Below are 21,454 nucleotides of genomic sequence, written 5' to 3'. Positions count from 1 at the left end.
ATCCCCACCCGGCAAAGGCATTACCTGCGGGCGATAATCCTTCTGGTAACAGCGGGTTCCTGCCCGGTGCCACTGCAAATTGTCGCGTCGAACGGAACAATCTTCACGCTTTCCGATGCGCGCGCGATCAGGGCGTGATTTGGCGGTACCTCTGCCCAATCCTCTTCCCTGTCGAACGGCTCGGACACCACCACGACTTGGTCGCCGTCCTCGCGGAAATAGAGCGTGTTCGCGTCGTCGTTGACCGCAACCCTGAAGGCGTAGAGGTCGCGACCGTTGGCAATCGCGCTGGTGAAGCGCAGCCGTTCGCGGAGTTGGCCCTCATTGACGAAGGAGAAGAGGGCTTGAAGCACGCGCCGCGTTGCGCCGAGCGGATCCTCCTCGAGGCCGGCACCCATCATCGCCAGGAACACGGCTTCCGAATCGGTCGTGCCGAGCCGCGACGGATAATAGGCGTCGGGAATCAGCGCCTCGACTTTTCGCCGCAGCCGATTCCAGCTCCCGACGAATCCGTTGTGCATGAACAGCCAGTGTCCGCAGGCAAAGGGATGGCAATTCTGCCGCGTCACCGCCGTGCCGGTGGCCGCGCGCACATGGGCGAAGAACAGGTGCGAGCGCAGATGGCGGCAGAGATAGCGGAGGTTCTCGTCCGACCATGCCGGCCGCGTCTCGCGATAAAGGCCGGGCTCCGGATGCTCGCCATACCAGCCGAGACCAAACCCGTCGCCGTTCGAGCCCGCCGTGGACTGGAGGGAGCGGATGCTTTGCGCCACGAGCGAATGTTCGGGCTCGGTGACGTACGGCTCAAAGGACGTCGTCTCGCCCCGGTATGCGATCCAGCGGCACATGAGAGTTCCTGTCGGGGGACATCGTTACGAGATTGGCCAACGGTTCTCGCACCCTCATGGTTCCCGGCGCTGCCGAGCCGCAGTCGTCGTGCAGAAAGCCAACGGTTCTCTGGCTTCGTCGCGCGTCGCAACGGGCCGGCGTTGCCGCGCGTCCACGATCAATGGAACCGATGCGGCGGCTGGTCGCAGTCTTTTCGCCTTGATTCCTACTGACCTACCTTTATCTCTGTGTGGAACAAGAATCCGGGCCCCTCTGGCGAGGACACCGACAACGTCGGTCAACCTCGTGATGTCGGATGACCTGTCCCGCGCGATTGCGATGGATCGGCCGATCGTCGGGCCTTCTGTGATTTTTCTCCGACAATTTGTCTCCATCGTAGCTCCGCGCGGCCATTTCGCGAGTTAAGGGAGCAACGATGTCTGACGCCAAAACCTCACATCCGGTCGAGATCACGGAGCCGCCCGGCCAGAACGAGCAGGCTGCGGCCGCGCTGGTGATCGTGGGCGCGCTGGTTGCGGTTGCCGACCGGCGCGTGTCGTCCGTGGAGCGGGACGAGGTGATCAGCTTCATCCGGGATCGCAAGCTGGCGCCGCACGTTTCGGACGAACGGCTCTATGCGATGTTCGATGAACTCGCCGAACGGCTCGAGGAGCCCGATTTCGCCAATGTCGTGATCGACACGCTGCGGCCGGTTTCGGATCTGCCGCTCTCGACCCATCTGGTGGAGCTGTCTGAACGCGTTGCTGCAGCGGATGAGGACGTAGATCCCCACGAAATGCAGGCAATCAAATTGTTGCGCTTGCTGACCCTGGTGCTGCCTCGCGCGAAGCCGCTCGTGCCGAGCGCAGCCGGCGCCGAGCCTCAGCCCGCCCTGAAGGAGTAAGCATGAGCGCAGCTCTGGACGAGCGCACGGACACCAAGAGCGCCACCAGCCAGATGGCTGGTGGCGATCCGCGGCTCGACAAGCTCGTCGATCGGCTGCCGCCGCGCATGGGTGACACTGTCACCTATCTTCTCAAACCGTCCAGCCGCTGGTTGAGAATCCCCTCGGGCACGCTGCTGATCGCCGGCGGCGTGCTCTCGATTCTGCCGTTGCTCGGCGTCTGGATGCTGCCGCTCGGCCTCGCGTTGCTGGCGGAAGACGTGCCGTCGCTGCGCTCCTCGCGCGCGAAGGTTCTGGACTGGATCGAGAGGAAGAAGCCGCACTGGCTCGATCCCTCGGCATCGGGGAATGATGAAAAATGACTGAATTCATCACTGCGGAAGCGCTGACCGCGCTGTTTCAAGTCGTCCTGATCGACCTCGTGCTCGCTGGCGACAACGCGGTCGTCATCGGCCTTGCCGCAGCGGGCCTGGCTCCCGATCAGCGCCGCCGCGCCATCATCGTCGGCATCGCCGCCGCCACTGCACTGCGCATCCTCTTCGCCGGCGTTGCGACCCAGCTTCTGCAGGTGATCGGTCTGTTGCTCGCCGGCGGCGTGCTGCTGCTCTGGGTGTGCTGGAAGATGTGGCGCGAGCTGCGTGAGCAGGCTACGCATGCCGAGCAGCTCGCGTTCAGCAATGGCGGCGGAGGGGACGCTGCGCCGGCGCAGCGAAAGACCTTCGGCCAGGCGGCGATGCAGATTATTGCCGCCGACGTCTCGATGTCGCTCGACAACGTGCTGGCGGTCGCGGGCGCCGCGCGCGAGCATCCCTACATCATGGCCTTCGGCCTGTTGCTGTCGGTTGCGCTGATGGGCGTCGCCGCGGACTTGCTTGGCCGCTTGCTCCAGAAGCAGCGCTGGGTTGCCTATGTCGGCCTCGCCATCATCCTTTACGTCGCGTTCGAGATGATCTATCGGGGCACGCTGGAACTCGCACCCGTTATTGCCAGTCTTTGAGGTGCTGCGTGTCAGCAATCCGGAGTGATCAATGACGTCTGAACCCAAAGCACCTTTGGCACAGCCCGTGCCGCCGCGGCTCGGCCTGCTCGCTCAGCTCATATTTGGCTCGCGCTGGCTGCAATTTCCACTTTATATCGGCCTGATCGTAGCTCAGGGCGTCTATGTCCTGCTGTTCCTCAAAGAGCTTTGGCACTTGGTCGCGCACTCGTTCGAGGCCACCGAGCAGCAGATCATGCTGGTCGTGCTCGGACTGATCGACGTCGTCATGATCTCGAACCTTTTGATCATGGTGATCGTCGGCGGCTACGAGACGTTCGTGTCCCGGCTGAACCTGACCGGGCATCCCGACGAGCCGGAATGGCTCAGCCACGTCAACGCCAGCGTGCTCAAGATCAAGCTCGCCATGGCGATCATCGGCATCTCCTCGATCTCGCTGCTCAGGACCTTCATCGAGGCCGGCAATCTCGGCACCGCGCGGGCCAATTTCACCGAGAGCGCCGTGATGTGGCAGGTGCTGATCCACATGACCTTCATCGTCTCGGCCATCGGCATCGCCTGGGTCGATCGTCTCAGCGATAGCGGACATCGACAGGAAGCCGGTCATCACTGACCAATCCGGTCGCCTGAGCACCTCCCGAGCGGCCAATCCTGGGCCCGCCCGACGTCCCTGTCGGGCGGGCTCTTTTTCGAGATCGATAAATTTGTCTGTAATCCGTTCGGCGGAAGCAAACGCTACGGACAGAAAGCGCAGCGCCTTAAACCTGAGCTTTGGAACCGATCTGCATCCTGCCCGCAACAGGGCAGGGCATCAACATGTCAATTCTCAGGGAGATCGTCGCATCAGTCGCGGGAGTCTATGCGCTCCTGTTCGTCTGCGACGCATTGTTCGGGGTCGGCGAGGCACGCTTCGACGACGCCTATTACCGCGCCAGCTTCTACGCGCCGCGGCCGCAGGAATTCCGCTTCGCCGGCGATACGCCGCCGGCAGTCCGCGTCAGCGACGCCTTCGCACAGTTTGCGCCGGGTGAAGCCAAGCCGAACAGGCGCTACTCGTCACTGACCACGATCATCCGCTGACGCAGCCTCATTCCCCCTGGATCCACTCCGCGACGCCGCGCCACAACGTGTCGCGGTGCGCGGGGCGGAAAAAGCCGAAATGGCCGATGGCCTTGGCCCCGACGTCGGATGGCTGCACGGTCAGTACCTCCGGCGTGACCGCCGTGAAGCCGCGGGCGAGCAGTTCGACGGAGGGGCGCGTCGCCCAGGGATCGTCGGAGAAGCACAGCGCCCGCAACTCGCCCTTGAACCTCGCGAAATTCTCCAGCTCCGGCAGTCGTGAATCGAAGAGGTAGCGGGGGCTCGAGACCCACTCGGCCCATTGCAGGAAGACGCCCTTGGGCAGATCCTCACCGATGCCGGCCCAGCCCGGCGCATAGCCGAGCGCGTGGGCGAGCGGTACGCCAATCAGGTTCATGAAGGCGAAAACCCGGTATTTCTCCGGCGCGGTCATCAGCCGCCAGGTCGCCGCCTGCGAGGCCACGAAGGCGGCGCGCGAGATCTCCGTGTTGTTCGCGATCAGCCCGAGCGCCTGGCCGCCGAAGGAGTGGCCGACATAGGCAAGCGGCAGGCTATTATACCGCTCGCGCATCCAGCTGACCGCGGCAGTGACGTCGAGCGCGGCCCAGTCCGACATAGAGGCCTTGAAGCCGACCAGCGATTTCGGTCGGTTGTAGCCGACCATCGCCGGCAGCCGGGAATCGCCGATACCACGATAGTCGTAGGTCAGCACCGCGCAGCCGCGATGGGCGAGATAGGAGGCAAAGCCCCGATAGATCTTGCGCGGCACGGCGGTCGCCGAGTTGATCAGGACGGCGTGGCGCTTGGCCCCGCGCGGCAGGAACAGGGTGCCGGTCAGCGCATAGCCGTCGGTCGCCGGAAAGCTGATCTCGTCGATGAAAACATCGTCCAGGGCCGCGTCCATGGGCGGTCTGTGTCCCCTCGGTTTCTTGCCGCCGCCAACAAATGCGAATTCGGCTTTGCTCGCAAGGGCTTGCGGTGCGAAATGGATTTACAACTGGCGGGCGCCGGTCAGCCTGTGTATAAGGCGGCCCTCGCAACCCACAGATCAGGTTGTACTTTTCGCTTCACGGAGAGAGTGCGATGTCCGAGCGGTGGACGCCCGAGTCCTGGCGCAGCAAGCCGGTGCTCCAGGTGCCCGATTATCCAGATGCCAAGGCCCTGGCCGACGTCGAGGCGCAGCTTGCGACGTTTCCGCCGCTGGTGTTCGCAGGCGAGGCACGCAACCTGAAGAAGGCGCTCGGCCGCGTCGCGGCCGGCGAGGCCTTCCTGCTCCAGGGCGGCGACTGCGCCGAGAGCTTTGCCGAGCATGGCGCCAACAACATCCGCGACTTCTTCCGCGTGCTGCTGCAGATGGCGGTGGTGCTGACGTATGCCGGCGCCGTTCCCGTGGTGAAGGTCGGCCGCGTCGCCGGCCAATTCGCAAAGCCGCGCTCCTCGCCGACCGAGAAGGTGAACGGCGTCGAGCTGCCGAGCTATCGCGGCGACATCGTCAACGACATCGCCTTCACCAAGGAAGCGCGCGTGCCGGATCCGCAGCGCCAGCTGATGGCCTATCGCCAGTCGGCGGCGACACTGAACCTGCTGCGCGCCTTCGCCACCGGCGGCTACGCCAATCTCGGCAGCGTGCACCAATGGATGCTGGGCTTCCTCAAGGATTCTCCGCAATCCCGCCGCTACAAGGAACTTGCCGACCGGATCTCCGACGCGCTGAACTTCATGCGCGCCTGCGGCCTCGATCTCGAGGCGCATCCCGAACTACGCGCCACGGATTTCTACACCAGCCACGAGGCGCTCCTGCTCGGCTACGAGCAGGCCATGACCCGCGTCGATTCCACCACCGGGGACTGGTACGCCACCTCGGGCCACATGCTCTGGATCGGCGACCGCACCCGTCAGCTCGACCACGGCCATGTCGAATATTTCCGCGGCATCAAGAATCCGATCGGGCTGAAGTGCGGCCCCTCGCTCAAGGCCGACGAGCTCCTGAAGCTGATCGACGTGCTCAATCCCGACAATGAGCCGGGCCGGTTGACGCTGATCGGCCGCTTCGGCTCGGACAAGATCGGCGAGCATCTGCCGAGCATGGTCCGTGCCGTGAAGCGCGAGGGCCGCGTGGTGGTCTGGTCGTGCGATCCGATGCACGGCAACACCATCACCTCGACGTCGGGTTACAAGACGCGGCCGTTCGACCGCATCCTGTCCGAGGTGAAGTCGTTCTTCGCGATCCACGCCGCCGAAGGGACCCATGCCGGGGGCGTGCATCTGGAGATGACCGGCCAGGACGTCACTGAGTGTCTCGGCGGCGCCCGCGCGATCACGGACGAGGATCTCAACGACCGCTATCACACGGTCTGCGATCCGCGCCTCAATGCCGAGCAATCCATCGATATGGCCTTCCTGGTCGCGGAACTGCTCAAGCAGGAGCGCGTCGGCAAGGCCCAGCCGATGCCGGCCGCTGCGGGGCTCTAAAACCTTGCTGCGGATCTGGAAGGCCACGATCAATTCCCGGAACGGTCTGGCCTTTGCATTCCAATCGGAGCAGGCCGTCCGCGAGGAGATCTTTGCGCTCCTGTTGTCGGTGCCGCTTGCCTGGTTCATCGGCGCGACGGCGATGCGCACGGTCGAATTGGTCTGTTCGGTCGCGTTCGTGTTGACGGTCGAGCTGCTCAACACCGCGATCGAGAAGCTTGCCGATCGGCTGACGATGGACCACGACAAGCAGATCGGCCGCGTCAAGGACATGGGCTCGGCCGCGGTCGGCGTCGCGCTGTTGATGGCCGGCGCGTTCTGGATCTTTGCGATCGTCGAGCGACTGGGCTTCGTCTGACGGGAATCGAACAGGGGCGGCCATGACCGAACGTCTCGACACATTCGCGGTCACGCTCGCCCAGCTCAATCCGACCATGGGCGATATCGAGGGCAACGCGGCGAAAGTGCGTGCGGCGCGTGCGCGAGCTGCTGCGGACAAGGCCGATCTCGTGCTGTTTCCGGAATTGTTCATCGCCGGCTATCCGCCGGAGGACCTGGTGCAGAAGCCGGCCTTCCAGGCCGCCTGCCGGGCCGCGATCGAGAGCCTCGCGCGCGAGACCGCCGATGGTGGGCCCGCGATGCTGGTCGGCACGCCCTGGCTCGAGGAGGGCAGGCTCTACAATGCCTGCGCATTGCTCGACGGCGGCCGCATTGCGAGCTTGCGATTCAAATGCAACCTGCCGAACTACGGCGTGTTCGACGAGAAGCGGCTGTTCTCGCAAGGCCCTGCCGCCGGTCCGGTCACCGTTCGCGGTGTGCGCATCGGCGTGCCGATCTGCGAGGACATCTGGCTTGAGGAATCCGAGGATTACGAGAACGTGGTCGAGACGCTGGCGGAGACCGGCGCCGAGATCATTGTCGTGCCGAACGGCTCGCCTTACGCACGGGACAAGAACGACGTGCGCCTGTCCGTCGCGGTGGCGCGGGTGACGGAGAGCGGGCTGCCGCTGGTCTATCTCAACCAGGTCTGCGGCCAGGACGAGCTCGTGTTCGACGGTGCATCCTTCGCGCTCAATGGCGATCTCTCGCTTGCGGCGCAACTGCCGGCTTTCGAGGAGAACGTCGTCACCCTGCGCTTCACCAGAAGCGGGGACGACTGGCGCTGCACCGGGCCAATGGCCGAACTGCCGGAGGGCGACAAGGCCGACTACGCCGCCTGCGTGCTGGGCCTGCGCGACTACGTCGTCAAGAACGGCTTTCCCGGCGTGCTGCTCGGCATCTCCGGCGGCATCGATTCCGCACTGTGCGCGGCGATCGCGGTCGATGCGCTCGGCGCCGACCAGGTGCACGGCGTCATGCTGCCTTATCGCTACACCGCACCACACTCGATTGCGGACGCCGGCGAGCTCGCCGGCCATCTCGGCATCCGCTACGAGGTGCTGCCGATCGCGGAGGCCGTGAACGGGTTCGAGACCATCCTGTCCGACATCTTCAAGAATATGCCGCCCGACATCACCGAGGAAAACTTGCAGGCGCGCACCCGCGGTACGCTGCTGATGGCGATCTCCAACAAGACCGGCCTGATGGTGGTGACGACGGGCAACAAGTCGGAGATGTCGGTCGGCTATGCCACGCTTTATGGCGACATGAACGGCGGCTTCAACCCGATCAAGGACATCTACAAGACGCAGGTGTTTCGGCTGGCGGCGCTGCGCAACAGCTGGAAGCCGGAAGGCGCGCTCGGGCCGGCGGGCGAGGTGATTCCACCCGATATCATCACGCGCCCACCGAGTGCGGAGCTGCGGGAGAACCAGCGTGATGAGGATTCATTGCCGCCCTATGACGTGCTCGACGCCATCCTTGAACGTCTGGTCGAACGTGAACAGCCGCTGGATCAGATCATCGCCGCCGGCTTCGATCGTGGGGTGGTTACCCGCATCGACCACCTGCTCAACGTCGCCGAATACAAGCGCCGCCAGGCCGCGCCCGGCGTCAAGGTGACCGCCAGGAACTTCGGCCGCGACCGCCGCTATCCCATCACCAACCGTTTTCGCGACAAGGGCGAGGCGCTTGCCGCGCCGGACGAGACGCTGGTCTCGCGCGGGAGCCGGGCGTCGATCGACGCGTTCGAGGGGTAGGCGACGGCTTGACCATAATGGCTGCGAGCGAGATGTGAATTATCGTGCCCTTGCGGGCGAGGGCAGCTCCGCAGCTACAGCAAGCTCATTCGGGTGAGGGGGTTGTCTCCCGATGCTCATCGCATCGGTGAGCACGGACAGAACCCCTCATACGGCGCTTCGCGCCACGTTCTCCCACAAGCGGAGAAGGCAAGAGCCCGACACAGCTCATGCTGTCGAGCAAGACCTACTTCTGCTGCTGCGGCAGGAAGGTCGGGCCGACCGAGCGGATCGGCTTGTTCTCCGAACCCGACGCCGGCGCGCCGGTGTCGGCGGGCGGCGGTGCGGCCGGCGCACTCGCCGTCGTCGGCGCGGGGGTTGCCCCCTTCCTGGCATTCGCAGGCGTGCCCTTGTTGAGCCGCTGCTGCTGCATCTTCCTGGCGCTCTCCTCGGTGACGATGATGTCGCCCTGCTGCTCGGCCGCGGCCTTGTCGTCGGCCGATTTCAGCGCATCCGCCCAGGTCTGTCCCGCCGCCTTGCAGGAGCAGGACGGGTTGAACTCGCTGCGGAATTTGAACGCAGTCGGCAGCGCCGTGTAGGGCTGGCCACCGATGGAGACCGCCGAGTTCATGTCCTCGCCGGGATTGCGATGGGTGTAGAGCACGGCTTCCGCCGCCGGGCACAGCGCCTTGCAGGTCTTCTCGTCGTCGGGAAAGCGTGCCGGCACCGTGGCAAACGAGATCGGGAAATAGGCGCCGTCGCAGGTCCGCACGCAGACGGTGCGGAAGGTGCCGGATTGCGGGCCGAGATCGGACGGCGGCATGGCTTGCGGATTGCCCGCATTGTTGCCGCCGAACAGATTGCTCAGGAAGTTGCCGCCGCCTTGCGGCTGCGCGGCATTGGCATATTGCGGGCCGCAATTGTTCTGCGCCAGTGCCGTCAGCACCGAGCGGCGCTGGCTGTCGCGCTCCGGGCTGAAGCCGCCGCTGCCGGCGCGCAGGCGCTCGAGACTGGCGGTGATCTGGTCCAGATTGGCGCGCATCTGCTGGATCTGACTGTTGACCGGGCCGCACTGCGCCGACTGACCGTTGAACAGGGAGAAGAAGCCGGAGGAATCGCAGCCCATGCGTTTGGCCTGCATGGTGACCCGGTCGAGCTCGGCCTGCTGCTTGGCCTGGGAATCCTGATAGCGGCGGATCTGCTCTTCGCGGGCTGGATCACCGCCGCCGCGATCGAGCGCGGCGAGCTGGCCTTCCAATCGCACGCACATCGGGTTCGGTCCCAGCCCGTTCTGGCCGGGCTGAGGCGGCGGGCCGGGTGGTCCGGCCTGCGCGAAAGCGCCGGTGGCAAGCACGATCGTGCTCAGGAGCACGGTGCAGGCAAGGAGGAAGCGGGCACGGGAGAGAGACAAGAATTCAGGCATATCCGCCATTCTAGCGAGGTCACGGCCCAATGTGACTTTCCACGTGACTCTGAGGGGCCCAAGCGCGTCCTCCCATAGCCGCTTCCTGCGGCATCGTCACGTCGTTTCAAGGGCCAAAGATGGGGCCTAAGGTCCGCCAGCTCCGCGCGAATTCAGCGCTGGCAAGTGATTGCGACATATTCGTCGCAATGGCCATGGGAGCAGTTTGCGCCGGATTTGGGGACGGAGCCGGTAATTTCGTCGGGATCGACCCGGCGGTAGCTTGATGCCTGGGCAAAATCTCGTGATTGGCAATAGGTGCGGGCGGCGGATGCGCCGCACTTGTCGCCCTTGGCGAGGCACTGGTCGAACCGGTCGGCGATGATGAAGAGGCGGGTCTCGGCGGAAGCGCAGGAGATCGCAAGGACGGAAGCGCTGAAAATGAGCGCGAGCAGGGATCGCATGAAAATACCGGGGCAAAAACGAAGGAACTGCGGGTTCCAGAATGGCCTCAAATGGTTAGGGGATCATGAACCATCGGGGTGGGTCCGCGCTTTGCGGAGCCAAAAGCGGCATTTTCGCGGCTCTTGACGCCGGGGCCGGTGGTGGCCCATATGTGACGCATGCACGGTCTCCTCGCCATTTGCGCCATTTGCCGCGAGATTACGAGCTAGCGATTCGCTGGCTGGAGCCGTCTTTTCTCAATCACACTGAGAGCCCTGGACGCCCGGCCGAGAGGGATGGGTTGTCATGGAATTGCGTCTTTACGATACGCTGAGCCGGGAAAAGCGCACCTTCCTGCCGCTCGATGCGAACAACGTCCGCATGTATGTCTGCGGACCGACCGTCTATGACTTCGCCCATATCGGCAACGCGCGGCCGGTGATCGTGTTCGACGTGCTGTTTCGCCTGCTGCGCCACATTTACGGCGAAGCGCATGTCAAATATGTCCGCAACATCACCGACGTCGATGACAAGATCAACGACCGCGCGGCGCGCGATTTCCCCGGCCTGCCGCTGAACGAGGCCATTCGCAAGGTCACCGAGCAGACCGGAAGGCAGTTTCACGCTGACGTCGATGCGCTCGGCTGCTTGCGGCCGACCGTCGAGCCCCGTGCGACCGAGCATATCGGCGAGATGCGCGAGATCATCGAGAGGCTGATCGCCGGCGGCTTTGCCTACGTCGCCGAGGACCACGTGCTGTTCTCGCCGCAGGCGATGAACGCGGCGAATTCCTCGCTGCCGCGCTATGGCGCGCTGTCGAAGCGTTCGCTCGACGAGATGATCGCAGGCGCCCGTGTCGACGTCGCGCCTTACAAGCGGGATGCGACCGACTTCGTGCTGTGGAAGCCGTCGAAACCGGGCGAGCCGTCATGGCCGTCGCCGGCCGGCATCAAGGCCGAGGGCCGTCCGGGCTGGCATGTCGAGTGCTCGGCCATGGCCTGGAAGCATCTCGGCGAGCATTTCGACATCCATGGCGGCGGCATCGATCTCGTGTTCCCGCATCACGAGAACGAGGTCGCGCAGAGTTGCTGCGCCTTCCACCGGGAGCGCATGGCCAATTACTGGATGCATAACGGCTTCCTGCAGGTCGAGAGCGAGAAGATGTCGAAGTCGCTCGGCAACTTCATCACCATCCATGAGCTGCTCGCGGACTGGCCGGGCGAGGTGCTTCGGCTGAACATGCTCAAGACGCACTACCGCTCGCCGATCGACTGGACCATGAAGTCGCTGGAGGAGAGCGCCAAGACGCTCGACGACTGGTACCGCCTCGCAGCCGACGCCGCGCCCGGGAAACCCGCAGCTTCCGTGATCGAGCCGCTGCTCGATGACCTCAATACGCCGCTGGCGATCGCGGCGCTGCACGGCCTGCGCGGCAACGACGTGAGCGCGTTGGCTGGCTCGTTGCGGCTGCTTGGCTTCCTCTCCGAAAGCGCGGCGCAGTGGGAAGGACGAAAGCAGCAGGCGAGCGGGGTCGATGCCAACGAGGTCGAGCGCTTGATTGCGGAGCGGACGGCTGCCCGCAGCCGCAAGGATTTTGGCGAGTCCGACCGTATTCGCGATCTGCTCGCCGCGATGGGCGTTGCGATCAAGGACTCAAAGGAAGGTACGACATGGGAGATCGCACGATGAAGCGGCCCGATACGCCTTTCCCGCGGCACTGGCTCTATTACATCGCGCTGAAGATCGCGCTGCTGGCCGGCGCCGTGGCGCTGGTGCTCAAGCTCTACGGAATGTGGTGAACACGATGGCACAAGCGCATCCCAAGCCCGGCTTGCGGCCCTTCCTGCCTGCTGACGTGCCGGTGCTTGCCGCGATCTTCGCCGCCAGCATCGCGGAATTGACCGGCGATGACTACAGCGAGGCGCAGCAGGAAGCCTGGATGGCGGCGGCCGAGGACGAGGAGTTTGGGAAGCGGCTTGCGGCCGACCTCACGCTGATCGCGACGCTCGAGGGCTCGCCCGTCGGCTTCGCCTCGCTGCGCGGCAACGATCACATTCACATGCTCTATGTGCATCCGGCCGTGGCCGGGCAGGGCATCGCGACCATGCTGGTCGACGCGCTGGAGAAGCTTGCGGGCGGCCGCGGCGCGCAAAGCCTTTCGGTCGATGCCAGCGACACCGCGCAGGGCTTCTTCGCCAAGCGAGGCTACACTGCCCAGCAGCGCAACAGCGTCACCATCAACGACGAGTGGCTCGCCAACACCACGATGAAGAAGGCGCTCGGAGCGGGGCAATGAGCAAGGAGCGGCTCTACCTGTTCGACACCACGCTGCGCGACGGGGCGCAGACCAACGGCGTCGATTTCACGCTGGCCGACAAGCAGGTCATCGCGGCGATGCTCGACGATCTCGGCATCGACTATGTCGAGGGCGGCTATCCCGGCGCCAATCCGCTGGACAGCGAATTCTTCGCGACCAAGCCGAAGCTCAATCATGCGCGCTTTGCCGCGTTCGGCATGACGCGGCGGGCAGGGCGCTCCGTCTCCAACGACCCCGGTGTCGCCGGCCTCCTGGAGGCCAAGGCGGATGCGATCTGCTTCGTGGCGAAGTCGTCGGCCTATCAGGTTCGCGTCGCGCTGGAGACGACGAAAGAGGAGAACCTCGCCTCGATCCGCGACAGCGTCGCGGCCGCGAAGGCCGCCGGCCGCGAGGTGATGCTCGACTGCGAGCACTTTTTCGACGGCTACAAGGAAGACCCGGGATTCGCGCTGGCCTGCGCCAAAGCGGCCTATGAGGCTGGTGCGCGCTGGGTGGTGCTCTGCGACACCAATGGCGGCACCATGCCTGATGAGGTCGAGGCCATCGTCAGAGAGGTGACGACGCACATCCCGGGGGATCATGTCGGCATCCACGCCCATAACGACACGGAGCAGGCGGTAGCCAACTCGCTCGCCGCGGTGCGCGCCGGCGCGCGGCAGATCCAGGGCACCCTCAACGGTCTCGGCGAGCGCTGCGGCAACGCCAATCTCTGCTCGCTGATCCCGACGCTGAAGCTCAAGAAGGGTTTTGCCGAATCCTTCGAGATCGGCGTCACGACGGAGAAGCTGGCGACCCTCGTAAAAGTCTCGCGCACGCTCGACGACATGCTCAACCGCGCGCCGAACCGGCATGCTCCTTACGTCGGCGAGAGCGCCTTCGTCACCAAGACCGGCATCCACGCCTCCGCCGTGCTGAAGGATCCGCAGACCTACGAGCACGTGCTGCCGGAACTCGTCGGCAATCATCGCAAGGTGCTGGTGTCCGATCAGGCCGGCCGCTCCAACGTCATCGCCGAGCTCGATCGTGCCGGCATTGCTTACGACAAGAGCGATCCCAAGCTGACGCGCCTCGTCGAGGAATTGAAGGAGCGCGAGGCACAAGGCTACGCCTATGAGTCGGCCAACGCTTCGTTCGAGCTGCTGGCGCGCCGCACGCTCGGCAAGGTACCGCAATATTTCGAGGTCGAGCAATTCGACGTCAACGTCGAGCAGCGCTACAACGCGCTGGGAGAGCGGGTCACCGTTGCGCTCGCGGTCGTCAAGGTCGACGTCGCAGGCGAGCATCTGATCTCGGCCGCCGAAGGCAATGGCCCCGTCAACGCGCTGGACGTCGCCCTGCGCAAGGACCTCGGCAAGTACCAGAAATACATCGAGGGCCTGAGGCTGATCGACTATCGCGTGCGTATCCTCAACGGCGGCACCGGTGCGGTCACGCGCGTGCTGATCGAGAGCGAGGACGAGAACGGCGACCGCTGGACCACAGTGGGCGTGTCCCCGAACATCATCGACGCCTCCTTCCAGGCGCTGATGGATTCGGTGATCTACAAACTGGTGAAGTCGGGGGCGCCGGCGTAAGTATAGCGGGGGCATTCCGGGGCGGTCCGCAGGACCGAACCATGGTGCGCAGTTGCGCACCTGAGAATCTCGAAATTCCGGGTTCACGCTTCGCGTGCCACGGAATGACGGCGGGGGAGGGAGCACGGCCATGATCGACCACATCTCCGTAGGTGTCAGCGATCTCGATCGCGCCGCGAAATTCTACGAGGCGACGCTCGCCGCGCTGGGCCTTTCGCGCCTCGTGACGCGGCCGCGGACGATCGGGTTCGGCAAGACCTATCCGGAGTTCTGGATCAACTTGCGCGAAGGCATGGCGCGTGTCGCGCCGGAGAGCGGCGTGCACATCTGCCTGCGGGCGAAGACGACCAGCGAAGTGGATGCGTTTCACGCAGCGGCGTTGTCCGCGGGCGGCGCCTCCGATGGCTCGCCCGGCGTCCGCCCCCACGACCGCGTGCGTTACTACGCGGCCTTCGTCCTCGATCCCGATGGCAACCGCATCGAAGCGGTGACTTTTCCGCAGGAATAGCAGGCGAGCTACAGCCGCCGCGCCACGTCGGGTGCGAGATCCTGCTCGCTGTCGGGAATCTGTGCAGCCGCGGCGCGCAGCCGCGGAATGATCTCCTCGATCTTGTCCGCCTTCAGGATATCGACGGACAGGCCGGCCCGGATGAACTGGGTTTCGCGCATGTGCGCGACCAGGGAGAATAACGGCTCCCAGAAGCCGTCGACATTGGCGAGCAGCACGGGCTTGGCGTGACGGCCGAGCTGCTGCCAGGTCAGCTGCTCGACCAGCTCCTCCAGCGTGCCGAGCCCGCCGGGCAAAGCGACGAAGGCATCCGAGCGCTCGAACATCAACCGCTTGCGTTCGTGCATGTCGGGCGTGACGACCATTTCCTGCACGCGAGTCAGCGCGTTCTCCCGCATCCGCAGAAAGTCGGGAATGATGCCGGTAACGGTGCCGCCGTGATCCAGCACGGAGGTTGCGACCGCACCCATCAGGCCCAGCGAGCCGCCGCCATAAACGAGGCGGATCTTGCTTTCCGCCAGCGCTTTGCCGAGCGCCTTCGCCGCTTCGATGAAGTTGGGATTGGTTCCAGGGCCGGAGCCGCAATAGACGCAGACGGTTTTGATCGTGCTCATTGATACCATGATGCATTGCAGCGAAGAGGCGTCAAGCCCAATCGGTGATTCGATACTCCCGGAAACCTACCGGTAAATGACGATGAACAATCGAGAATTCGCCATCTGGCGGGGTGCGTTGGCATCAGGAAGGCTCTATATGACGGACGAAAATCGCAAATCGCAGTTGCGCCCGCACCCGGCGGGCTGTCAGGCATCTTGATGGACCAACCTCAATCGTTCGACGGCGCCAACGTTCCTGATCCTCCTGCCGGAGGACCGCAGGCCGGAGGCACGCTAATGGGCACGCTGGCGCATCTGTGGCCCTATATCTGGCCGGGCGATCGCGTCGATCTGAAGATGCGGGTGGTCTGGTCGCTGGTGCTGCTGCTCGCCGCCAAGCTGATCACGCTCGCGGTGCCATTCAGCTTCAAGTGGGCGACGGATGCGCTGACCGGCGCCAATACCGCGCCGGTCGCGGCCGACAACTGGCATCTCTGGGTGATTGCCTCGCCGCTGCTGCTCACCGCGAGCTACGGCGTGATGCGCATCCTGATGGCCGTGCTGACGCAATGGCGCGACGGCATCTTCGCCCGTGTCGCCATGCATGCTGTGCGCAAGCTTGCGACCCTCACCTTCATCCACATGCACGAGCTGTCGCTGCGCTTCCACCTCGAACGCAAGACCGGCGGCCTGACGCGCGTGCTGGAGCGCGGCCGCGAGGGCATCGAGGTCATCGTGCGCATGGTGATCCTGCAACTGATCCCGACCATCGTCGAGGTCTCGCTGCTGCTGGCCGTGCTGCTCTGGCAATTCGACTGGCGTTACGTGGTCGCCACGCTGATCACGGTCACGCTCTATATGTACTACACCTACATCGCGACCGAGTGGCGGATCGGCATCCGCCGCAAGATGAACGATTCCGACACCGAGGCGAACACCAAGGCGATCGACTCGCTGCTCAACTACGAGACCGTGAAGTATTTCAGCGCCGAGGCGCGCGAGGCGCAACGCTATGACAAATCGGTCGAGCGCTACGAAGAGGCGAGCGTCCGCACCTATACTTCGCTCGCGGTGCTCAATACCGGGCAGGCAGTGATCTTCACGCTGGGCCTGACCGCGACCATGCTGATGTGCGCGATGGGCGTGCGCAATGGTACCAACACGGTCGGCGATTTCGTGCTGGTCAACGCCATGATGATCCAGCTCTACCAGCCCCTCAACTTCATGGGCATGGTCTATCGCGAGATCAAGCAGGCGATCATCGACATCGAGAAGATGTTCAGTGTGCTGGGGCGCGAGGCCGAGATCAAGGATGCGCCTGACGCGAAGCCGCTGGTCATCTCCGCCGGCACGGTGCGCTTCGAGGACGTGCGCTTTGCCTATGAGCCGTCGCGGCCGATCCTGAAAGGGATCAGCTTCGAGGTGCCGGCCGGCAAGACGATCGCGATCGTCGGCCCGTCCGGTGCGGGCAAGTCGACGATCTCGCGCCTCCTGTTCCGGCTGTATGACGTCTCCGGCGGCAAGATCCTGATTGACGGCCAGGACATCCGCGACGTCACGCAGGCGAGCCTGCGCGCATCGATCGGCATGGTGCCGCAGGACACCGTGCTGTTCAACGACACCATCCGCTACAACATCCGCTACGGTCGCTGGGACGCCAGCGATGCCGAAGTCGAGGAAGCGGCGCGGCTGGCGCAGATCGATCATTTCATCCGCATGGCGCCGAAGGGTTACGAGACCCAGGTGGGCGAGCGCGGCCTGAAGCTGTCAGGCGGCGAGAAGCAGCGCGTCGCGATCGCGCGCACGGTGCTCAAGGCGCCGCCGATCCTGGTGCTGGACGAGGCGACATCGGCGCTCGACACCCACACCGAGCACGAGATCCAGGGTGCGCTCGACCGCGTGGCAAAGAACCGCACCTCGCTGGTGATCGCGCACCGTCTTTCGACCATCGTCGGCGCCGACGAGATCATCGTGTTGGATCAGGGACGCATCGCCGAGCGCGGCACCCACGCGAAGCTGCTGGCGCAGGGCGGTCTCTATGCGAGCATGTGGAACAGGCAGCGCGAGGCCGAGGCGGCGCGCGAGAAGCTGGCCAGGATGGCTGACAGCAGCGAGGCACCCAACCGGCAGCCGCCGCCGGTCGATGATGTCCTGACGAGGCCTGCGGCGGTGGAGTGATCTTGTCTCGGGTCCCAAGTCTGGCCTAAACAAGCGCGCGCGACGACCCGCCATTAAACTCCGACCGGCAGATAGCGATGTCCATTCTCGATTCGATCCAGCGTCAGATCCCGCCGATCCACAAGGAGGGCTATCCCTTCATCGGTGGCTTTGCGCTGGCAAGCCTGCTCCTGTTCTGGCTGTGGTCGCCATTGGGGTGGATCGGCACGATCCTCACCGTTTGGTGCGCGCTGTTCTTCCGCGACCCCGTCCGCGTGACACCCGTCCGTGAAGGGCTGGTTGTTTCGCCCGCCGACGGCCGCGTCTCGATGATCACCATGGCGCTGCCGCCGGCCGAACTCGGCCTCGGCGACCGGCCGTTGCCGCGCATTTCGGTGTTCATGAGCGTGTTCAATTGCCACGTCAATCGCGCGCCCGTAGCTGGCAGGGTGGACCGCATCGCGTACCGTCCGGGTCTCTTCATCAACGCCGAGCTCGACAAGGCGAGCGAGGATAATGAGCGCAACTCGCTGGTGATCACGACGCCGACGGCGCGGATCGGCGTTGTCCAGATCGCCGGCCTCGTCGCCAAGCGCATCGTCTGCTTCGTCAAGGAGGGACAGTCGATCGGCGCCGGCGAGCGCTTCGGCCTGATCCGCTTCGGCTCGCGCCTCGACGTCTATTTGCCCGTGGGCACCAAGGCGCTGGTCTCGGAAGGGCAGACCGCGATTGCCGGAGAGACGATCCTGGCCGACCTTGCCGGCGACGACCCGAGCCGGGTCTACCGCACCAATTGACCGATAGTCGGTGCTTGCAGGCCTTCCGCCGCAATGGCGGAGGGAGGCGTGACTTGCTATATCTCGCTCGAGGTGAGCAATGACGCCCTATGACTTCAAATATCCCGATGCACGCCGCCGGCGGTTCCGACCGATCCCGGTGCGGATGCTGGTCCCCAACGTCATCACCCTGCTGGCGATTTGCGCCGGCCTGACCTCGATCCGCCTGTCGATCGAGGGGCGGATGTCGCTCGCCGTCTACGCCATCGTGTTCGCCGCGGCGCTCGACGGCATCGACGGCCGCATCGCCCGCATGATCAAGGGGCAGTCCAAGTTCGGCGCCGAACTCGACAGCCTCGCGGATTTCGTCAATTTCGGCGTGGCGCCCGGCCTGATGCTGTATTTCTGGCAGCTGCACGAGCTCGGCAATGCCGGCTGGATCGCTGCGATGGTATTCGCAATCTCCGGCGGCCTGCGTCTCGCGCGCTTCAACGCCACCATGGATGATCCGAACAAGCCGGCCTTCGCGGCCAATTTCTTTACCGGCGTGCCGGCGCCGGCCGGCGCAATCACGGTGCTTCTGCCGATCTACATCGCGTTCCTCGATCTCGGCCGCACCCCTGTGGCGGTGACGGCGGCCTATACGCTTCTGATCGCCTTTCTGATGGTGTCGCGCCTGCCGGTATTCTCCGGCAAGACCAAGCGCATGCGCGTGCCGCCGGAGCTGGTGCTGCCCGCGTTCGTCGCCGTGATCGTTTTCATCGCGCTCCTGATTGCCTATCCCTGGCATGTGCTGTCGATTGGCACGGTGCTTTATCTGCTCTGCCTGCCGCTCGGCTACAAATCCTACCGCGACCAGGCGCGCGCGCTGCAAGCCGCCGCGCCTGCGGAAGGGGAAGTCTCGTCACCTCCTTCTGCGCCGACGCTGTCGAACCTGTCGGAGCCGCCGCAGGATGACGACCGGCCCGGTCGGCTGCACTGAGCGTTCTTCGCGGATATCTGCCATGAGGCCTGCCTGAGTTGGGTCGGAGCCCGATCTCGGCTATATCGCCCGTGTGACGGCGGCATCGCGCAATCAATCGCCGCCAATCTGGGAGAGAACGCCGTGACTGATACCGCGACCGGGCCGCTGCCCGCTTCCGTCCTCGAGGCACTGGGCCGCTACGATACGCCGACGATCTGCAATGCCATGGAGATCGTGGCGCCCGAGCGACGGTTGATCGGCTACACCACCAAGCAACTGGTCTGTCCGTTCCCCGATTTGCCGCCGATCGTCGGATATGCCCGCACGGTGACCATCCGTTCGGTGTTGAAATCCTCGCTTCCCGCCGAGGAGCAGTCCAAGCGCCGCATCCAGTATTACGAGTATGTCGGCACCGGGCACGGTCCGCGCATCTCGGTGATCCAGGACATCGACGGTCCTGATGTCGGCTATGGCGCGTTCTGGGGCGAGGTGCAGAGCAACGTGCACAAGGCGCTCGGCTGCCTCGGCGTCATCACCGACGGCTCGATCCGAGACATCCCGCAATGGGCGCCCGGCTTCCAGGCACTGGCCGGCTCGATCGGCCCGTCGCACGCCTGGGTGCATGCCGAGAATTTTGGCGGGGAGGTGCGCGTTGCCGGCATGACCGTGAGGTCGGACGACCTGATCCATGCCGACCAGCACGGCGCCATCGTGATCCCGCTCGAGGTCGCGGCAAAGCTGCCCGAGGCTGCCGAGCTCTGCGGCCGCCGTGAAACGCCGATCCTGGAGATTGCCCGCAGCCCCGACTTCTCTCTGGAGAAGCTGAAGGCCGCGCTGAAGCGCTCGGCGGAGATCCATTGAAGCGTGATGAGATCAGGATCGATCGGGTGTGTCGGAACGGAAACCGCTGCACATTCTTTCAGATCAGGCTCCAGGCAGGGACGACCTACGGCCGCGACGCCGGCCGCGGGTCGCCTTGTTCCGTCAGAAACAGGACCGCCTGGTCCGGCTCGCCGAACATCGCTGCGGCGCATCCAATCAGGGTGAACCCGCCGGCGAGGTCCAACAGGGTGATGCTGTCCGCATTGTCCGGGATGGGAATCAGGCGCGCCAAGATCACGGCGAAAGCCGCCTCTGCAAAGAGCACGAGGCTGAAGACCGGCAGGACGAGCTCCGGTTCGAGCAGGTGAAGTGCCAGCACCGCCGGCAGCGCAGTAAGAACACTGAACAGCGTCAACATCGCGACGGCTCCGGCGATCCAGCATGCGACCGGCCTTCAGAATAGCAATTCATCCCCCGTTCCGGATGTGGCGCAGGGCCGCAGCCGAACCGTGGGCCGACGCTATCTGCATGGTTAGCGAAGTGTTGAGATTCCTGTCGCTGGACGGCAATTGCGGTGTTCGCAGCGGCGGATGCCGCGCTGTCCGGACTTAACCTTTACGCGGCTTTAAGGGCGGGGCTCTAGGGTCCTGCGATGCGGTTCGGGTTGGGCCGCGTCAGCGGCCAGGACAGCCGTTGTTGCGTACGTGTTGGAGTCAGTAATGGATATCGCAACACTTGTCGGCTTGGTGGCGGGCGCCACTGTGGTGTCGACCCTGATCTTGATGGGCGGCAGCTTCGGGATGTTTTACGACATCCACGCCGTCATCGTCATCTTCGGCGGCTCGTTCGCCGCAACAATGATCCGCTTTCCACTGTCTGCGATGATCCACGGCGTGCCGCTCGGCGCGAAGTTTGCCTTTACCCTGAGCCGCCTTTCGGCCCACGACCTCGTCGACGAGCTCGCCCGCATCGCCGAAATCGCCCGCAAGCAGGGCCCGGTCGGACTGGAAAAGGTCGAGACGGACGAGCCGTTCCTCGCCAAGGGCATCCGCTACGTCGCCGACGGCTACGATCTCGATTTCATTCGCGACAATCTGGAGCGCGACCGCGACAACTTCCTGATGCACCTCGACGAAGGCAGCAAGATCTATCGCGCCGTCGGTGACTGCGCTCCGGCGTTCGGCATGATCGGCACGCTGCTTGGCATGGTGCAGATGTTCTCCAACATGTCGGATCCTTCCAAGCTCGGTCCGTTCATGGCCACCGCGTTGCTGGCGACGCTCTACGGCGCCGTCGTCGCCAACCTGATCTGCTTGCCGATCGCAGACAAGCTGCACGGCAAGCTGCTGGACGAAGAGACGAACCGCACCCTGATCATCGACGGCATCCTGATGATCCGCGACTCCAAGAGCCCAACGCTCGTGCGCGAAATGCTGCTGGCCTATCTGCCGGAGAAGCATCGTCACACCGAAGGCGAGCCGGTGCCGGCTTGAGGC

At 64.6% G+C, this 21,454-nt stretch carries 23 protein-coding genes; 17 read left to right on the top strand and 6 right to left on the bottom strand.

Translation table 11 applies throughout. The features are described from left to right. Nucleotides 1-20: 20 nt before the first annotated feature. Nucleotides 21-848: a class II glutamine amidotransferase gene (locus K408_RS0109445; RefSeq protein ID WP_024338354.1), complete on the bottom strand. Its 828-nt coding sequence runs from the start codon at nt 846-848 to the stop codon at nt 21-23. A gap of 416 nt (nt 849-1,264) precedes the next feature. On the opposite strand from K408_RS0109445, the gene K408_RS0109440 reads away from it, so the two are divergent. From K408_RS0109440 to K408_RS0109420, 5 genes are all read left to right on the top strand, one after another. After that, nucleotides 1,265-1,732 (top strand): tellurite resistance TerB family protein, encoded by a 468-nt coding sequence (locus K408_RS0109440; protein ID WP_024338353.1) that lies wholly within the window; start codon nt 1,265-1,267, stop codon nt 1,730-1,732. A gap of 2 nt (nt 1,733-1,734) precedes the next feature. After that, nucleotides 1,735-2,094, top strand: coding sequence for a hypothetical protein (locus K408_RS0109435; protein ID WP_024338352.1), 360 nt, complete (start codon nt 1,735-1,737; stop codon nt 2,092-2,094). After that, nucleotides 2,091-2,729, top strand: coding sequence for a TerC family protein (locus K408_RS0109430; protein ID WP_024338351.1), 639 nt, complete (start codon nt 2,091-2,093; stop codon nt 2,727-2,729). The genes K408_RS0109435 and K408_RS0109430 overlap by 4 nt, the downstream gene beginning before the upstream one ends. A gap of 31 nt (nt 2,730-2,760) precedes the next feature. Then, nucleotides 2,761-3,342, top strand: coding sequence for a TIGR00645 family protein (locus tag K408_RS0109425; RefSeq protein WP_024338350.1), 582 nt, complete (start codon nt 2,761-2,763; stop codon nt 3,340-3,342). 203 nt (nt 3,343-3,545) lie between these two features. Next, nucleotides 3,546-3,809, top strand: a complete 264-nt coding sequence (locus tag K408_RS0109420; RefSeq protein WP_024338349.1) for a hypothetical protein — start codon at nt 3,546-3,548, stop codon at nt 3,807-3,809. Between the two features lie 7 nt (nt 3,810-3,816). Here the strand turns inward: K408_RS0109420 and K408_RS0109415 are convergent, their stop codons facing one another. Further along, nucleotides 3,817-4,713 (bottom strand): alpha/beta hydrolase family protein, encoded by an 897-nt coding sequence (locus tag K408_RS0109415; protein ID WP_024338348.1) that lies wholly within the window; start codon nt 4,711-4,713, stop codon nt 3,817-3,819. 179 nt (nt 4,714-4,892) lie between these two features. Here K408_RS0109415 and K408_RS0109410 point away from each other — a divergent pair, with 179 nt between their 5' ends. From K408_RS0109410 to K408_RS0109400, 3 genes are read left to right on the top strand one after another with little or no spacing between them, the layout of a single operon-like run. Further along, entirely contained in the window at nt 4,893-6,281 is a 1,389-nt protein-coding gene (locus K408_RS0109410; RefSeq protein ID WP_024338347.1) for a class II 3-deoxy-7-phosphoheptulonate synthase, read from the top strand. Nucleotides 6,282-6,285: 4 nt separating this feature from the next. Next, a complete protein-coding gene (locus tag K408_RS0109405) occupies nt 6,286-6,639 on the top strand; it encodes a diacylglycerol kinase (protein WP_024338346.1) in 354 nt (117 codons plus the stop codon). A gap of 22 nt (nt 6,640-6,661) precedes the next feature. Beyond that, a complete protein-coding gene (locus K408_RS0109400) occupies nt 6,662-8,419 on the top strand; it encodes an NAD+ synthase (RefSeq protein WP_024338345.1) in 1,758 nt (585 codons plus the stop codon). 226 nt (nt 8,420-8,645) lie between these two features. Here K408_RS0109400 and K408_RS0109395 read toward each other — a convergent pair whose 3' ends face one another. Together K408_RS0109395 and K408_RS0109390 are read right to left on the bottom strand one after the other, a co-directional pair. Continuing rightward, the gene (locus tag K408_RS0109395) at nt 8,646-9,830 is read right to left on the bottom strand and encodes a DUF2865 domain-containing protein (RefSeq protein WP_024338344.1); all 1,185 of its coding nucleotides are present in this window, start codon (nt 9,828-9,830) and stop codon (nt 8,646-8,648) included. Nucleotides 9,831-9,973: 143 nt separating this feature from the next. Then, nucleotides 9,974-10,264, bottom strand: a complete 291-nt coding sequence (locus tag K408_RS0109390; protein ID WP_024338343.1) for a hypothetical protein — start codon at nt 10,262-10,264, stop codon at nt 9,974-9,976. A gap of 286 nt (nt 10,265-10,550) precedes the next feature. Here K408_RS0109390 and cysS point away from each other — a divergent pair, with 286 nt between their 5' ends. The 4 genes from cysS to K408_RS0109365 all read left to right on the top strand — a co-directional run bounded on the left by cysS (nt 10,551) and on the right by K408_RS0109365 (nt 14,643). Further along, a complete protein-coding gene (gene cysS, locus K408_RS0109385) occupies nt 10,551-11,933 on the top strand; it encodes a cysteine--tRNA ligase (protein WP_024338342.1) in 1,383 nt (460 codons plus the stop codon). A gap of 115 nt (nt 11,934-12,048) precedes the next feature. Then, a complete protein-coding gene (locus K408_RS0109375) occupies nt 12,049-12,540 on the top strand; it encodes a GNAT family N-acetyltransferase (protein WP_024338341.1) in 492 nt (163 codons plus the stop codon). Continuing rightward, nucleotides 12,537-14,135, top strand: a complete 1,599-nt coding sequence (cimA, locus tag K408_RS0109370; RefSeq protein ID WP_024338340.1) for a citramalate synthase — start codon at nt 12,537-12,539, stop codon at nt 14,133-14,135. The genes K408_RS0109375 and cimA overlap by 4 nt, the downstream gene beginning before the upstream one ends. A 130-nt stretch (nt 14,136-14,265) precedes the next feature. Then, nucleotides 14,266-14,643 (top strand): VOC family protein, encoded by a 378-nt coding sequence (locus K408_RS0109365; RefSeq protein WP_024338339.1) that lies wholly within the window; start codon nt 14,266-14,268, stop codon nt 14,641-14,643. Between the two features lie 8 nt (nt 14,644-14,651). Here K408_RS0109365 and K408_RS0109360 read toward each other — a convergent pair whose 3' ends face one another. Then, nucleotides 14,652-15,257 carry an LOG family protein gene (locus tag K408_RS0109360; protein WP_024338338.1) on the bottom strand — a complete coding sequence of 202 codons (606 nt, stop codon included), beginning with the start codon at nt 15,255-15,257 and terminating at the stop codon, nt 14,652-14,654. A 201-nt stretch (nt 15,258-15,458) separates the two neighbouring features. Here K408_RS0109360 and K408_RS0109355 point away from each other — a divergent pair, with 201 nt between their 5' ends. The 4 genes from K408_RS0109355 to K408_RS0109340 all read left to right on the top strand — a co-directional run bounded on the left by K408_RS0109355 (nt 15,459) and on the right by K408_RS0109340 (nt 19,997). Continuing rightward, nucleotides 15,459-17,417: an ABCB family ABC transporter ATP-binding protein/permease gene (locus tag K408_RS0109355; RefSeq protein ID WP_024338337.1), complete on the top strand. Its 1,959-nt coding sequence runs from the start codon at nt 15,459-15,461 to the stop codon at nt 17,415-17,417. Nucleotides 17,418-17,488: 71 nt separating this feature from the next. Then, on the top strand, nt 17,489-18,193 hold the full coding sequence (locus K408_RS0109350) for a phosphatidylserine decarboxylase (protein ID WP_283805266.1): 705 nt from the start codon (nt 17,489-17,491) through the stop codon (nt 18,191-18,193). Between the two features lie 79 nt (nt 18,194-18,272). Further along, nucleotides 18,273-19,154: a CDP-alcohol phosphatidyltransferase family protein gene (locus tag K408_RS0109345; protein WP_024338335.1), complete on the top strand. Its 882-nt coding sequence runs from the start codon at nt 18,273-18,275 to the stop codon at nt 19,152-19,154. Between the two features lie 123 nt (nt 19,155-19,277). Beyond that, entirely contained in the window at nt 19,278-19,997 is a 720-nt protein-coding gene (locus K408_RS0109340) for an RraA family protein (RefSeq protein WP_024338334.1), read from the top strand. Between the two features lie 85 nt (nt 19,998-20,082). Here K408_RS0109340 and K408_RS0109335 read toward each other — a convergent pair whose 3' ends face one another. After that, on the bottom strand, nt 20,083-20,376 hold the full coding sequence (locus K408_RS0109335; RefSeq protein WP_024338333.1) for a hypothetical protein: 294 nt from the start codon (nt 20,374-20,376) through the stop codon (nt 20,083-20,085). Nucleotides 20,377-20,677: 301 nt separating this feature from the next. On the opposite strand from K408_RS0109335, the gene K408_RS0109330 reads away from it, so the two are divergent. Continuing rightward, complete coding sequence (locus tag K408_RS0109330) at nt 20,678-21,451, top strand: motility protein A (RefSeq protein WP_024338332.1); 774 nt, start codon at nt 20,678-20,680, stop codon at nt 21,449-21,451. The last annotated feature ends 3 nt before the right edge of the window (nt 21,452-21,454 follow it).

The organism is Bradyrhizobium sp. in8p8 (genome assembly GCF_000426845.1).
Taxonomy (GTDB): domain Bacteria; phylum Pseudomonadota; class Alphaproteobacteria; order Rhizobiales; family Xanthobacteraceae; genus Bradyrhizobium; species Bradyrhizobium japonicum_C.
The sequence above is the reverse complement of the archived record's forward strand: the minus strand, read 5'-3'. Positions and strand labels throughout refer to the sequence as shown.